We start from the raw sequence: 13,515 nt of genomic DNA, 5'->3' as shown, positions 1-13,515 counted from the left end.
TCATGGTGGACTCAAGCCCACCCGTGTTCCCCTTCTTCACTCCAGCAAGCCCGGCCCCGGGGCCGGGGGCTGCAGGGAGCACCTGCGACTAACCGCGCAACACGAAGGACGGAAACAGCCGATCCAGGCGTTCCCACAGCCGCTGCTGGTCGTAGGGTGCGCGGCTCTCGGCAAGGTTGTCGTCGAGCATGCGCGCGGTGCGCACGCATTGCACGGCGAAGCGTTCGACACCCAGACGGCGCAGGCGCTGGGCCATGTCCCACAAGCTATCGGCATCGAACAGCTGCCAGTGCACGGTGGTCCGGCATTCATGCTCGACACCGCTTTCCAGCAGGTGCTCGAGGCTCCTCCAGTTGGCCTTGCCGCTGCCGTCCACGCCGGTGATCGCCGTGCTCTGCTCGGGCAGCGCCTTGACGTCGAAACCGACCCAGTCCACCAGCGGCAGGATACCGGCGAACAGCTTCGGCTTGATGCCGGCGCTGTGCAGGCCGACCTTGTAGCCCAGCGCCCGCACCTGGGCGATGGCCTCGGGCAGCGCGGTCTGCAGGGTTGGCTCGCCGCCGCTGAACACCACCGCCTCGAGCAGGCCGACGCGTTGCTCGAGGAACGCCAGAATTTCCGACCACGGCCTTTCTTCGTTGCCACAGGCGGGAATCAGCTGCGGGTTGTGGCAGTAGCGACAGCGCCAGCCGCAGCCCTGGCAAAACAGCACGCAGGCCAGATGGTCGGGAAAATCCAGCGTGGTCAGGGGGACCAGCCCCCCGACGCGAAGTGCTGCGGTCACCGCGCCGCCGCTTCAGTGAAGTGCAGGCGCTCGCGATGCTCGGACTGCTTGCCCGGATTGAATGCGGCGACCGGGCGGTGATAGCCCATCACGCGGGTCCAGACTTCGCAACGCTGGCGCTGGTCCTGGGGCAGTTGGTTGGCTTGGGTCATGCTGATGCTCCTTTGCGGGGGGTGAGTATGCGGCGCCGCACCTCATGGCGCGGCGTGACATGGGATCGCAGATCAGACGGCCAGGGCCGCTTCGGCCTGCTGCTTGTGCAGCAGCGCCTCGTCGCATTTCGGGCAGAACTCGTGCTCGCCGGCGAGATAGCCGTGCACCGGACAGATCGAGAAGGTCGGCGTCACCGTCAGGTAGGGCAGGCGGAAGCGCGACAGCGCATTGCGTACCAGCTTCTTGCAGGCTTCGGCCGAGGAAATCTGCTCGGCCATGTACAGGTGCAGCACGGTGCCGCCGGTGTACTTGCACTGCAGTTCGTCCTGCAATGCCAGCGCCTCGAAGGGATCGTCGGTGAAACCCACCGGCAGCTGCGACGAGTTGGTGTAGTACGGCGCCTCGGCCGTACCCGCCTGGAGGATGTCCGGGAAACGCTTGCGGTCTTCCTTGGCGAAGCGATAGGTGGTGCCCTCCGCCGGTGTCGCCTCGAGGTTGTAGAGGTGCCCGGTGTCTTCCTGAAACTGCACCAGCCGCGCCCGCACGTGGTCGAGCACCTCGAGCGCCAGCGCGCGACCGGCTTCGCTGTGCAGCCCCTCGGCGTCATCGGTGAAGTTGCGCAGCATTTCGTGCAGGCCGTTCACGCCGATGGTGGAGAAGTGATTGCGCAGGGTGCCGAGGTAACGCTTGGTGTAGGGGTAGAGCCCGGCATCCATATGCTGCTGGATGACCTTGCGCTTGACCTCCAGGCTCTGCCGCGCCATCTCCAGCAGGCGATCCAGCTGCGCCAGCAGGGCCGCCTTGTCGCCTCGGTAGAGGTAACCCAGCCGCGCACAGTTGATCGTCACCACGCCCAGCGAACCGGTTTGCTCGGCCGAGCCGAACAATCCGCCGCCACGCTTGAGCAGCTCGCGCACGTCCAGCTGCAGGCGGCAGCACATGGAACGCACCTGGTTGGGCTGCATGTCCGAGTTGAGGAAGTTCTGGAAGTACGGCAGCCCGTAGCGCGCGGTCATTTCGAACAGGCGCTCGGCGTTGTCGCTGTCCCAGGGGAAGTCGTGGGTGATGTTGTAGGTCGGGATCGGGAAGGTGAACACCCGGCCGAGGCCGTCGCCGGCCTGCATGACTTCGATGTAGGCGCGGTTGATCAGCTCCATCTCGGCCTGCAGCTCGCCGTAGGCGAAGGGCATTTCCTCGCCGCCGATGTAGGGGATCTGCTCGCGCAGGTCTTCCGGGCAGACCCAGTCGAAGGTCAGGTTGGTGAACGGCGTTTGCGTGCCCCAGCGCGACGGCACGTTGAGGTTGTAGATGAACTCCTGGATCGCCTGCCGCACCTCGTCGTAACCGAGCCGGTCCTTGCGCACGAAGGGCGCAAGGTAGGTATCGAAGCTGCTGAACGCCTGGGCGCCGGCCCATTCGTTCTGCAGCGTGCCGAGGAAGTTGACCATCTGCCCCAGGGCGCTGGACAGGTGCTTCGGCGGGCCCGCCTCGACTCGCCCGGGAATGCCGTTGAAGCCCTCGTTCAACAGCGTGCGCAGCGACCAGCCGGCGCAGTAGCCGGCGAGCATGTCCAGGTCGTGGATATGCAGATCGCCTTCGCGGTGCGCCGTGCCGATCTCCGGGCTGTAGACCTCGTCCAGCCAGTAGTTGGCGGTGACCTTGCCCGACACGTTGAGGATCAACCCACCCAGTGAATAGCCTTGGTTGGCGTTGGCCCGTACGCGCCAATCCTCACGCGAGAGGTATTCGTTCATCGAGGCCGCGACATCCACCACTGCCTTGCGATCACGCCGCAGGCGGGCGTGCCGCTCACGGTAGACGATGTAGGCACGCGCCGTGTCGAAGTGGCCGGCGGCCATCAGCGCACGCTCGACAGCATCCTGCACCTGCTCGACTTCCACTGCCGTGCGGCGGGCCAGTTGTAGCCGCACCGCCTCGGCCAGGGCCTGTGCGACCGCTGCATCGAATTCACCCGTGGCCGCCCCGGCCGCCGCAATGGCGCGCTCGATCTTGGCCAGCTCGAACGCCGCCAAGCGGCCATCGCGCTTGCGCAGCGAGACCGGTTGGTTCACCTCTGCCTGTCTGGGCATCCCCGCCTCCATAACCATATGTAGTGTTATTTTTTCATAAAACCACAATATGGTGTGACTTTAGCGGTGGAACTCCATTGTCGAATTGACCATCGTCAAGCCCGAGCGGCTGGCTGGCGAACGGCATTGACCCTGCGTGACGCGCAGACTTGTCCCTGATCAAGGAACCTCCCGCGGCGGCGCTCCTAGGATGCAGCCAGATAAGACCCGGCCCAGCCCGGGGGAGGAACCATGCTCACCGAAAAGACCCTGGTAGCGGAGCTACGCCGCCATCATCTGTTCAGCCGGCTGCCGGACGCCGCGCTGCAGGAGGTATGCGCTTCGGCCAACCTCAAGCGCCTGCCGGCCGGAGCCTCGCTGTTTCACCAGGGCGACAAGGCCGACCGTTTCTATTTCCTCTTCAGTGGCCAGATCAAGCTGCATCGGGTGGTCTGCGACGGTCAGGAGAAGCTGGTGGAAGTGATGCGCGCCGGCGAGTCGTTCGCCGAGGCGCTGCTGTTCAAGGGCACGCCCTGCTATCCGGTCAGCGCCACCGCCCTCAAGGCCAGCCTGGTGGCAAGCCTGAACGGGCCCCACTACCGACGCATCCTCGAACAGCAGCCGGACATCTGCCTGGACATCCTCGCCACCCTCAGCATCCGTCTGCACCAGCGGATGACCGAGATCGACACCCTGACCCTGGCCAACGCCAGCCATCGGGTGGTGCGCTTTCTCGCGCAGTCGCAGCAGGACGACAGCGGCGTGGTGGTGCTCGATGTGCCGAAACGGCTGATCGCTTCGAAGCTCGGCATCCAGCCGGAAACCTTCTCGCGCATCCTGCATCGACTGATCGACGCCGGAACCATTTCCGTACAGCGTCGGCGCATCGAGATCCTCGACAACCGCAAGCTGGCCGCCTATGACGAATGACCCGCGGCATGTCCGCCCGCCAACCCACACCACTGCCGGGAGCGCGCGATGACCGTCACCCCCATCCCCCTGGTCTATTCCTGTTCCGGCTGCTCGAACGTCGCCCAGCTGGCCAACACCCTGGCCGTGCGTCTCGACCGCGCCGGGCTCGCGGAAATGTCCTGCATCGCCGGCGTCGGCGGCCGCGTCGCGGCGCTGGTGAAGAAGGCCAACTCCGGACGACCGATCCTGGCCATCGACGGATGCCCGATGCACTGCGCCCGCGCCTGCCTGGCACAGCACGGCGTGATGCCCGACGTGCACATCACCCTCAGCAGCTACGGTCTGCGCAAGCGGTATCGGGAAGACTGCAGCGACGAAGAGATCGCGGCGCTGTTCGAGGATATGAAACAGATCATCGCCAGCGACCGCATGCAGATGCGCGCTGTGTGACATCTGCCGAAGCTGACGCTGGCCCGATCAATCCGGGCCAGCGCAACGAGATCACGGTTTGCAGGTGGGCCGAAGCCACCGTTCGTGCCAACGAGCAGAAGCGCCTGTAATTCGCGGCACTCCGGCGTGGCGCCTCGATCAGGCGTTTGCCGCCTGCGCCCGATTGGCCGCGGCCACCTCCTCTCCCGCGCCCTGCAGCAGCTTCCACAGCCAGCTCGGCAGGGTGTCCGGGTCGAGGCTGTCGATCAGGTTCTTGATCGCCAGGCCCAGCTCGGTATCCCCTTCGATGACCAGCCGGCGGCGGAAGAACAGGGTGTCCGGGTCTTCCTGACGGCTGGCCAGCAAGAGGAACTCGCGCCAGTTGCCGCGGATGGTCACCTCGACCGGCGCCTGCGCCGCGATGCGCAGCTTGCCGCGCTCGCAGGTCAGGCACCAGGCGAGCCCCAGATCGGCAACCTCGAGCTTCATCCAATGGCCATCGAGCACATCGAAGGCCCCGTCGTTCAGAGCCTCGGCGAATACCTGATTGAGACTGCGCTCCAACGCCAGGCGCTGGAGCAGGAATGGCGTTTTCGCCGCCAGTGGCAACAGGCGGCCGCTAAGATTCACCAGATGGGCACGCGGATTCAGCATAAACCGGCCTCCTCGGCACCCAGCATGCCCGGCTGGCCATGCCAATAACCATTGCAACCATCCACCGCCAGGGGCGGCAGCGCGCCCTTGCGCACCGCGTCGAAGGCGCCGATCACCTCCTCCATGCCGGCGGCCCGCGGGCTCAGGCGCAGCAGGTCGGCGCCGCTGTCCACCAGCCCCTGATAGTCGGCGAGCAGGTTGCTGACCGAAGCGGACATGGTCTGGATGCCATTGATGGTGAACAGCGCCTCGCCTTCCTGGCTGAGCAGCGGGATGCCCTCGGGGTAGTTCTGGCAGCAGAACTGGCAATCGTCCTTGGGCCGGTTCTCGGCTCGCGCGGTGAAGCAGCGCGCCGAATAGGCCAGTGGCAAGTGCCCGTAGGCGAAGATTTCGATTTCCGGCAGCGCCACGCCCAGTTCCTGCAGTTGCGCGCGGGCGCTCTTGATCAGCTTGCCGGAGGCTTCCACCGGCGGCACCCAGCGGCTCATGCCGCTGGCCACCAGCTCGGCCAGGGCGTGGCCGTTGTAGAGGTTGAGCGCCGGGCCGCCGACGAAGGGCAGCTTGCGCTCGGACATCAGCTGCACTGCGCCCATGTCGTTGGCCTCCACCAGCAGCTCGCCGTTGTCGCACAGGCGGCGCAGGCTGGACAGCTCGGAGGCGGCCTCGACCAGCGTCAGACCGGACAGGACCAGTTGCGCCGACGAGGCTTCGGCCAGGTCGCGGGCCAGCCCCAGCCAGTCGTCGAGCATCATGGCGCGGCGCTTGGAGCACACCGTTTCGCCGAGGTAGATCACGTCCAGTGGCTGTTCCGCCATGTTCGCGTAGAAATCCAGTGTCTGCTGACGATCCCAGTAGAACAGCACCGGGCCGAGAGAGAGTTTCATGCGTGGCTCCTCGTTCATTGCCAGGCTCGGTGGTAGGCACCCAGGGTGGTCTGCGAGCCTTCGGAAAGGCCATCCAGTACCTGCCGCCAGCCGGGTTCGACCGCATAGCGCTGCGGTGCCTTGAGGTAGCTGTCCAGCGCCGCGCGCCAGACCCGGGTGACCTGCTCGACGTAGGCCGGGCTGCGCTGGCGCCCCTCGATCTTCATCGCGGTGACGCCGATGGCGGAAAGCTCCGGGATCAGGTCCAGGGTATTCAGACTGGTTGGTTCCTCCAGCGCATGGAAGCGTTGGCCGTTGACCATGAAGCGACCCTTGCACAGCGTCGGGTAACCGGCCGATTCGCCTGCGGCGTAGCGGTCGATGAGCACGTTGTTCAGGCGCGAGGTCAGCCCCTCAGGCTCCTCGCTCCAGCGCACCGCCTTGGCCGGCGAGCAGACGCCGCAGAGGTTGGGCGACTCGCCGGTGAGATATGAAGACAGATGGCAACGCCCCTCGGCCATGATGCACAGGCTGCCGAAGGCGAACACCTCGATCGGCACCGGACTGCTCGCGGCGACCTGCTTGACCTGCTTGAGCGAGAGCACCCGCGGCAGCACCGCGCGGCTGATGCCGTAGCGCTGCTGATAGAAACCCAGCGCCGCGGCATTGGTGGCCGAGCCCTGTACCGACAGATGCAGCTTGAGCTTGGGGTGGCGCTTGCTGGCATAGCCCAGCACGCCGGGATCGGCGGCGATCAGCGCATCGACGCCCAGGTCGGCCGCCTGATCGACGGCGCGCTGCCAGCGATTCCAACCTTCCGGCTGGGCATAGGTATTGACGGCGATGTACAGCTGCCGCCCCTTTTCACGGATCAGCTGCAGGCCCTTGTCCAGCTGCTTTTCGTCAAGATTGAGGCCGGCGAAATGGCGGGCGTTGGTGTCGTCGCGAAATCCGACGTAGATGGCATCGGCGCCCTGCTGGACGGCGGCCTTGAGCGCGGGCAGGCTTCCTGCCGGGCAGACCAGGTGCATGACAACTCCTAGACATTCGGGTACATGCGCGCCACGCACCGATGGCGTGGCGGTCGTTCGGCTGAACGGAAAACAGCCGGCAGTCTAGGCAGCTGACCAGTGGCCAGCATTGATAGGGGTCAAGATTGACCGGACGTCGCGACTGCGACGAAATGCAGCGAAAAATCCGCGCCGACCGCACGGCCGCCGGCGCAGAGCGGGGCTCTCAGATGCCCTCGTCACCCTCGAATTCCTCGGTGGCGCGGGCGACCATCTGCCGCCAGGCTCCGGACTCTTCGCCGAGCAGGCGCATGGCCTTGAGGCTGGCGGCGAAGGCATCACGGTAATGCAGCGGGTTGTTCTCGCTGGCGGCGCGCTCGGCGAAGGCTTGCGCCTCGTTCAGCAGGGCGTTGAATTCATTGTTGTCCAGGGCCATTGGGCGTTCCTCGAGTGATGACCTGAGGTTAGACCATAGCCGGCCACCGGCGTCCTCGACCGGCCGACAGGCGCTACTTGAGCTTCAGCCGCCGCGCCAGCTTGTGCAGGTTGCTCGGGTCGACATCCAGCAGCCGCGCGGCCTGCGCCCAGTTCTCGCCGGAAGCCTCCAGGGCGTAGACGATGGCCTGGCGCTGCGCCGCGTCCACCGTCTGGCGCAACGGCAGTATCTCGTCGACTGCCACAGGCTGCTCGGCCGGCGCTGGCGCTTCCGTGCCCGCGACATGGCTGTCCAGATCCAGCAGCTCGGGCTCCAGGGTGAGAATCTCGCTGCGCGAGGCGCCCCGGCTGAGCAGGCGCAGGGCCGCGCGGCTGACCACGTGCTCCAGTTCGCGCACGTTGCCCGGCCAGGAATAGGCCAGCAGCGCGCGCTCGGCCGCTGGCGACAGGCGCATGCTGCGCAGCCCCAGGCGCGCGCGGTTGAGTTCGAGAAAATGCCCGGCGAGGATCAGTACGTCATTGCCACGCTCGCGCAGCGGCGGGATCGGCGCCGGGTAGACCGACAGCCGGTGATAGAGGTCGGCGCGGAAATGCCCGTCGCGCACACTGTCGCGCAGGTTTCGGTTAGTCGCAGCGATGATGCGCACATCCACCTGCCGCGGCTTGTCCGCGCCCAGGCGCTGGATCTCGCCGTTCTGCAGGGTGCGCAGCAGCTTGGCCTGCACCGTCAGCGGCAGTTCGCCGACCTCATCGAGCAGCAGCGTGCCGCCGTTGGCGGCATCGAACCGCCCCGGACGGTCGGTGGTGGCGCCGGAGAAGGCGCCCTTGACGTGCCCGAACAGCTCGCTCTCGGCCAGCGACTCCGGCAGCGCCGCGCAATTGACGTGCACCAGCGGCTTGTTGCGACGGCGGGAATGCCGATGCAGCCAGCGCGCGAACAACTCCTTGCCGACCCCGGTTTCGCCCAGCAGCAGCACCGGCAGCTCGGAGTCGGCCACCACCTGCAGCTCGCGCAGCAGCTCGCGGATCGCCTCGCTCTGGCCGAGAATCTCACCCTCGCCGTGCTCCACCGAGGACTCCAGCACATCGCTGCGCGCCAGGCGCAGGCCGCGGTTCTCATGTTCCAGACGGGTCACCCGCACGGCGGCCTCGATCACCAGGGTGAAACGCTGCAGGTCGCAGCGGGCCGCATCGTCGAAGGTGCCGGCATGCAAGGCATCGAGGGTCAGCGCGCCCCACAGCTTGCCCTCGACGTAGAGGCTGACGCCCATGCAGTCGTGCACCGGCAGGGGTTCGCCGACATGCGCGTCGAGCAGGCCGTCGTAGGGGTCGGGCAGGCGACTGTCAGGCTCGAACCAGGTCGGCTCGCGTTGCGAGAGGATCGCCGCCAGCCGCGGGTGCTGGGCAACGACGAAGCGCCGGCCGAGCGCCTCCTGTACCAGACCGACCGCCGCCAGCGGACGCAGGCTGTCCTCGTCCAGCCGCAGCAGCACCACTGCGCCGCAGCGAAAATGCTGGTGCAAGGTGTGCACGAGGCGCTGCAGGCGCACGGCGTTGGGCAGTTCGGTGGTCAGGTCGGCGAGTAGGGCATCAGCCATCATGGTTCTAGTTACCCTCAAGGTTTTCCGAACCATAACCTGCACGGGTAATTTTCACCAGCGGCGTGCTGCAGTTGGCGATTTTCGGTGCCTCCAGCGATGGCACGCCTGTTGCGATGGCTCGGTCATCGTCCATCAGGAACGTTGTCATGAGCACAGACCTTATCGACCAGACCCTCGGCAACCTCGCCTGCTCGCTGCCGGGAGCCACCCGCGTCTTCCGCCACTATCGCCTGGACTTCTGCTGCGGCGGCGATCTCTCGCTGGGCGAGGCCGCACGGCGTATCGGCGTCGAGCCCCAGATCATCGCCGAGGCGCTGCTCGCCCTCGAGCCTGAGGAAGCGCAACGGGACTGGCGCAACGTGCCCGCGGGCGAGCTGATCGACTACCTGCTGGCGCGCTTCCACGAACGTCACCGTGACCAGTTCCCCGAGCTGATCCGCCTGGCCAGCCGGGTCGAGCAGGTTCATGGCAGCCGCCCCGAATGTCCCAACGGACTCGCCCAGCACCTGTGGCACATGCAGCAGGAGCTTGAAAGCCACATGCTCAAGGAGGAGCAGGTTCTCTTCCCCATGCTGCAGCGCGGCATGCGTTTCCCGCAGGCCCAGGGGCCGATCTCGGTGATGCGCTACGAGCATCAGGAGCACGGCAACGCGCTGGAACGACTGGCCGCACTGACCAACAACATCACGCCGCCGGCCAACGCCTGCAATACCTGGCGCGCGCTGTACCGCGGGTTGGAGGAAATGCGCAGCGACCTGATGCAGCACATCCACCTGGAGAACAACGTGCTGTTCCGCAACGCCGAAGCGCCGCTCGCGGCCAGCGCAGACGACGCTCAAACCATCGAGGTGCGGCAGCCATGAAACAGTACCTGCAACCGCTCGCCTGGGGCATGGCCATGGCCTCCATCGTCGCCGTGGCCAGCGGCTTCGCGCTCAGCATGGTGGCCAGTACCGCGCAGGCGGCGATGGCCCACGATCATGGCCCGCACGGCCAGGCAATGATCAGCGAGCCCCCGCCAGGTGCGCGCTGGAGCACCGACGAGGCCCTGCGCGAGGGCATGACCCGCATCCACGAAGCGGTCCAGCGCAGCCTGCCGGACACCCCTGGCCAGCCGATCGGTGACGAAGCCGCCGCCGATCTGCAGCGCGACATCGAGGCAGCGACCAGCTACCTCATTGCCAACTGCAAACTGCCGGAAGCCGCCGATGCCGGGCTGCACGGTCTGCTCATCGACCTGCTCAGGGGCGCCGAGGCGTTGTCCGAGGCCGACCAGCGCGAGCAGGGCCTGCAACGCCTCGTCGAGGCGCTGGAGCGCTACCCGCAGCTGTTCGCCGAGCCGCTCTGGCGTGACGGTTTCGTCGCCCGTCTGCACTGATCCCACGCCGCGGCGACACGACCTATTGGCCAGACCTTGACCGTCATCAACGTCTGGCCTGCGCCATCGCCCAGCACTTGCGCTAGGCTGAAGCCCGACGTTTGTTGTTGTTCAATTGAAACAGGACGCCTTGCATGGTGCTTCACCGCGTACACCACCAGATCCTCCGCAGCCATCACCTGTTCGAACCGCTCAACGAAGAGCAGATGGAAGAACTGCTCAATGCCAGCCAACTGCTCAACCTGGACAAGGGCGACAACCTGTTCCATCAGGGCGAGCCGGCACACAACTTCTACTTCGTCATCTCCGGTGCGGTGAAGGTCTACCGCCTGACACCGGACGGCCAGGAAAAGGTCTTCGAGGTGATCGGCAACCGTCAGACCTTCGCCGAAGCCATGATGCTGATGGACACGCCCAACTACGTCGCCTCGGCCCAGGCGGTCTGCCCGTCGCAGGTCTACCGCTTCTCCAACGCTGCCTACATGCGTCTGCTGGAGGCCAACCAGCGACTGACGTTCGCCCTGCTCGGCAAGCTCTGCGTGCGCCTGCACCAGCGCATCAACGAGATCGAGACGCTGTCGCTGAAGAACGCCACTCACCGCGTGGTGCGCTATCTGCTGACGCAACTGGCGCGGGTGAAGGACGACAGCAACAGCTTCGAACTGCCGATGGCCAAGCAGCTGGTGGCCGGGCACCTGTCGATCCAGCCGGAGACGTTCTCACGGATCATCCGCCGACTGATCGACGAGGGCATCATCACCCAGGAAGGTCGGCAGATCGCCATCCTCGATCGCCAGCGGCTCGAGCAGTTCGAGTGAGTTGATCGCCATCAAAGTCGACGGCGCGAGCAGCGTGTCAGGCTTTGCTGGCGAGGAGGAGCACCACATGCCCAAGTGCCTGTACTGCCAGCAAGACAATCCGCCGGGGGACGCCGAATGCAGCAACTGCGGCATGCCCCTGCCGGAACACGCCGATGGCGCCCCGGAACGCCGCCAACGGCGTTTCCTCTGGTTCTGCATCGCCCTCAGCATCTTCTGCGCGGTGATGATCGTCTGGCTGCCGCGTTATCTGTTCTGATCGCCAGGGCGAATCACGCTTAACCGATCCCCACGAACGGTGCGCCGCGGGCGTGAACAGCGCCATCCACCCTGCATGCCACGCCCGCCGCCCGGCCAACGAACCCCGTCGGTCGCAGGAGGGACCGCGCCTCACCGATTTCACGGAATGGCCATCCACCGAGCGGCTGCTCGGTGGACGTGAAAAGCTACATCCACCCTACCGTCCTGCAATACAGAACCGCGGCGGCTGTAGCACACCGCGATATCCGCCATTGCCCGCCTACGGCTGGGTCAGCTGCTTGTACAACTGCGGCAGGCGGAACGGCAGCTGCTGTGGCTCCTTGATCAGGGTGTAGCCGTTGGCGCCGAACATGTACGGCAGGTAGTCGCCGGCTTCGCGGTCGATGGTGATGCAGAACGGCAGCAGCCCCTGCTTGCGCGCCTCCATGACGGCCTGACGGGTATCCTCGACGCCGTAGCGACCTTCATAGAGGTCCAGGTCATTCGGCTTGCCGTCGGTGACCAGCAGCAACAGCTTGCGCCGCTGCTTGCAGGCACCAAGCAGCTCGGTGGCCTGGCGGATGGCCGCTCCCATGCGGGTGTAGTAACCGGGCTTGAGCGCCTGAATGCGCCCGCGGGTCTCGTCGCCGTAGGGCTGGCGGAAGCTCTTCAGCTCCTGCATGCGCACCTGCTGGCGGCGCAGCGAGGAGAAGCCGTACAGCGCAAAGGGATCGCCCACCGCCGACAGCGCCTCGCCGAACAGCAGCAGGCTGTCGGTCACCACGTCGATCACCCGGTGCTCGTTGTCCAGGTGCGCATCGGTGGACATCGACAGGTCGGCCAGCAGCAGACAGGCCAGGTCGCGGCGATTCTGCCGCTGTTCCATGAACAGGCCGCGCTCGGCGCACTGGCCGTTCTGCCGCTCGACGTGAAAATCGAGCCAGGCCTGCATGTCCAGCTCGGAACCCTGGGGTTGCTGGCGCAGCCACTGGCGGTCGTTGCGCAGATGTTCGAACTGCCGGCGCAGGCGCCGCGCCAGGGGCGACAGGTGCAGCGGCAGCGGCTTCGCCTCGGCGCCACGGGGCAGCATCAGCTGCAGGTTGACGAAGTCCTTCTGCAGGCATTGCTTGCGATAATCCCATTCGGGCAGCTTGATGCCCTCACCCAGCGGCACATCGTCGAAGTCCGCGGCCGGCAGGTCCAGGTCCAGCTTCAGGCCGCCGCCCTGACGCATGCGCTGACGCGACAGAGCCAGTTCATCGAGATCCTCGGCGACACGGGCCGCGTCCAGATCCTCGGTATCGTCGCCGCAGCGATCCAGCTCGATGTGCTCGGACCAGCTGAACAGGTTTTCCAGACGAAACAGCAGCAGGCCGCCCTTGCTCGAGCTTTCCTCGACCCGCCGAGCCCGCTTGCGCTGGCGCGACTCGCCACCGGGCGGGGTTTCCAGATTGCCCTCGCCTTCCTCGGCGCGCTGCGCGGCCTGGGGTTCACCGAGGTTGTCCGCCGGATACAGCCACAGCGGCAATGGCCAGGGCGCGCGCTCGCTACGCGGGAACTGGCTGACGCTGCCCGGTTCACGCAGCGCCTGGCACAGCGCGCGTTCCAGTGCGGCCTCGGCCTTGGGCAGCTGGCTCGGGTCCGGGCGCAACTGCAGATGAGCCTCGACCAGGCGCCGGTAACGCGCACGCATGGCCGGGAACTGCTCGAGGATGGCCTGGGTCCAGCGCTGGTTGTCCCGCGCCCAATGGCGCATCTGCCCCGCCTGCGCGGCGAGCAGCGCCAGCCAGCGATACAGGTCCTGGTTCAGCGAGACTTCCGGGTACACCGCCAGGCTCTGTGGCAGCCGCAGGTTGCTGGCGTCGCACCAGGCCACCGGCAGTTGCTTGCAGGTGCCGGCGACCTGCTGCAGCAGGTTGCGCCGCACGAGCATGTCACGCGCGCTGGCGGCCTCGACACCCACACCGCTGGCGCCGCCCATGGCGCGAAACAGCAGCGACAGCGGCCGCTGCATGCTCTCAAGTTCCACCCGTGCCTCGGGAAAGTCCGGGCTGGCGCGACGGGTGATGAAGCGGTGCCAGACACTGCCGACCCACTCTTCCACTTCGATGGTAAAGGCCATGGCGGGTTACTCCGTGCTGGCAGTTGGAACGCAAAACGGCCCGCTAT

16 protein-coding genes are annotated in these 13,515 nt (G+C 66.3%); 6 read left to right on the top strand and 10 right to left on the bottom strand.

What is annotated here, in order from left to right:
* Positions 1-88 precede the first annotated feature (88 nt).
* The 3 genes from ACVRRC_RS20190 to ACVRRC_RS20180 all read right to left on the bottom strand — a co-directional run bounded on the left by ACVRRC_RS20190 (position 89) and on the right by ACVRRC_RS20180 (position 3,027).
* Positions 89-784 (bottom strand): anaerobic ribonucleoside-triphosphate reductase activating protein, encoded by a 696-nt coding sequence (locus ACVRRC_RS20190; RefSeq protein ID WP_013983965.1) that lies wholly within the window; start codon positions 782-784, stop codon positions 89-91.
* Entirely contained in the window at positions 781-936 is a 156-nt protein-coding gene (gene nrdD / locus ACVRRC_RS20185) for an anaerobic ribonucleoside-triphosphate reductase (RefSeq protein WP_011914531.1), read from the bottom strand. Before nrdD ends, ACVRRC_RS20190 begins: the two co-directional genes overlap by 4 nt.
* Positions 937-1,008: 72 nt before the next feature.
* Positions 1,009-3,027, bottom strand: coding sequence for a ribonucleoside triphosphate reductase (locus tag ACVRRC_RS20180; protein WP_011914532.1), 2,019 nt, complete (start codon positions 3,025-3,027; stop codon positions 1,009-1,011).
* A gap of 231 nt (positions 3,028-3,258) precedes the next feature.
* On the opposite strand from ACVRRC_RS20180, the gene ACVRRC_RS20175 reads away from it, so the two are divergent.
* On the top strand, positions 3,259-3,936 hold the full coding sequence (locus tag ACVRRC_RS20175; protein ID WP_011914533.1) for a Crp/Fnr family transcriptional regulator: 678 nt from the start codon (positions 3,259-3,261) through the stop codon (positions 3,934-3,936).
* A 48-nt stretch (positions 3,937-3,984) separates the two neighbouring features.
* Positions 3,985-4,368: a putative zinc-binding protein gene (locus ACVRRC_RS20170; RefSeq protein WP_106442305.1), complete on the top strand. Its 384-nt coding sequence runs from the start codon at positions 3,985-3,987 to the stop codon at positions 4,366-4,368.
* A 138-nt stretch (positions 4,369-4,506) separates the two neighbouring features.
* Here ACVRRC_RS20170 and ubiT read toward each other — a convergent pair whose 3' ends face one another.
* From ubiT to ACVRRC_RS20140, 6 genes are all read right to left on the bottom strand, one after another.
* The gene (gene ubiT, locus ACVRRC_RS20165) at positions 4,507-5,001 is read right to left on the bottom strand and encodes a ubiquinone anaerobic biosynthesis accessory factor UbiT (protein ID WP_200632373.1); all 495 of its coding nucleotides are present in this window, start codon (positions 4,999-5,001) and stop codon (positions 4,507-4,509) included.
* Positions 4,995-5,885, bottom strand: coding sequence for a U32 family peptidase (locus tag ACVRRC_RS20160; RefSeq protein WP_472997418.1), 891 nt, complete (start codon positions 5,883-5,885; stop codon positions 4,995-4,997). Before ACVRRC_RS20160 ends, ubiT begins: the two co-directional genes overlap by 7 nt.
* A gap of 14 nt (positions 5,886-5,899) precedes the next feature.
* On the bottom strand, positions 5,900-6,895 hold the full coding sequence (ubiU, locus tag ACVRRC_RS20155; RefSeq protein WP_170800610.1) for a ubiquinone anaerobic biosynthesis protein UbiU: 996 nt from the start codon (positions 6,893-6,895) through the stop codon (positions 5,900-5,902).
* Between the two features lie 205 nt (positions 6,896-7,100).
* Positions 7,101-7,310, bottom strand: a complete 210-nt coding sequence (locus tag ACVRRC_RS20150) for a hypothetical protein (RefSeq protein WP_011914537.1) — start codon at positions 7,308-7,310, stop codon at positions 7,101-7,103.
* 73 nt (positions 7,311-7,383) lie between these two features.
* Positions 7,384-8,910 (bottom strand): nitric oxide reductase transcriptional regulator NorR, encoded by a 1,527-nt coding sequence (norR, locus tag ACVRRC_RS20145; RefSeq protein ID WP_079327481.1) that lies wholly within the window; start codon positions 8,908-8,910, stop codon positions 7,384-7,386.
* A gap of 4 nt (positions 8,911-8,914) precedes the next feature.
* Positions 8,915-9,058, bottom strand: coding sequence for a hypothetical protein (locus ACVRRC_RS20140; protein ID WP_285585468.1), 144 nt, complete (start codon positions 9,056-9,058; stop codon positions 8,915-8,917).
* Here ACVRRC_RS20140 and ytfE point away from each other — a divergent pair.
* The 4 genes from ytfE to ACVRRC_RS20120 all read left to right on the top strand — a co-directional run bounded on the left by ytfE (position 9,057) and on the right by ACVRRC_RS20120 (position 11,365).
* Positions 9,057-9,773 (top strand): iron-sulfur cluster repair protein YtfE, encoded by a 717-nt coding sequence (ytfE, locus tag ACVRRC_RS20135; protein ID WP_472997417.1) that lies wholly within the window; start codon positions 9,057-9,059, stop codon positions 9,771-9,773. The two genes, ACVRRC_RS20140 and ytfE, sit on opposite strands and share 2 nt — an antisense overlap.
* Complete coding sequence (locus ACVRRC_RS20130; RefSeq protein WP_020306005.1) at positions 9,770-10,288, top strand: hypothetical protein; 519 nt, start codon at positions 9,770-9,772, stop codon at positions 10,286-10,288. The genes ytfE and ACVRRC_RS20130 overlap by 4 nt, the downstream gene beginning before the upstream one ends.
* Positions 10,289-10,422: 134 nt before the next feature.
* Complete coding sequence (locus ACVRRC_RS20125) at positions 10,423-11,106, top strand: Crp/Fnr family transcriptional regulator (protein ID WP_011914541.1); 684 nt, start codon at positions 10,423-10,425, stop codon at positions 11,104-11,106.
* Positions 11,107-11,173: 67 nt separating this feature from the next.
* On the top strand, positions 11,174-11,365 hold the full coding sequence (locus ACVRRC_RS20120) for a hypothetical protein (protein ID WP_013983973.1): 192 nt from the start codon (positions 11,174-11,176) through the stop codon (positions 11,363-11,365).
* Between the two features lie 261 nt (positions 11,366-11,626).
* Here the strand turns inward: ACVRRC_RS20120 and ACVRRC_RS20115 are convergent, their stop codons facing one another.
* Positions 11,627-13,468: a nitric oxide reductase activation protein NorD gene (locus ACVRRC_RS20115; protein WP_049340509.1), complete on the bottom strand. Its 1,842-nt coding sequence runs from the start codon at positions 13,466-13,468 to the stop codon at positions 11,627-11,629.
* Positions 13,469-13,515 lie beyond the last annotated feature (47 nt).

The organism is Stutzerimonas sp. LR2 (genome assembly GCF_055755175.1).
Note: the sequence above shows the minus strand (reverse complement) of the source record. Positions and strands in the feature narration are given on the sequence as shown.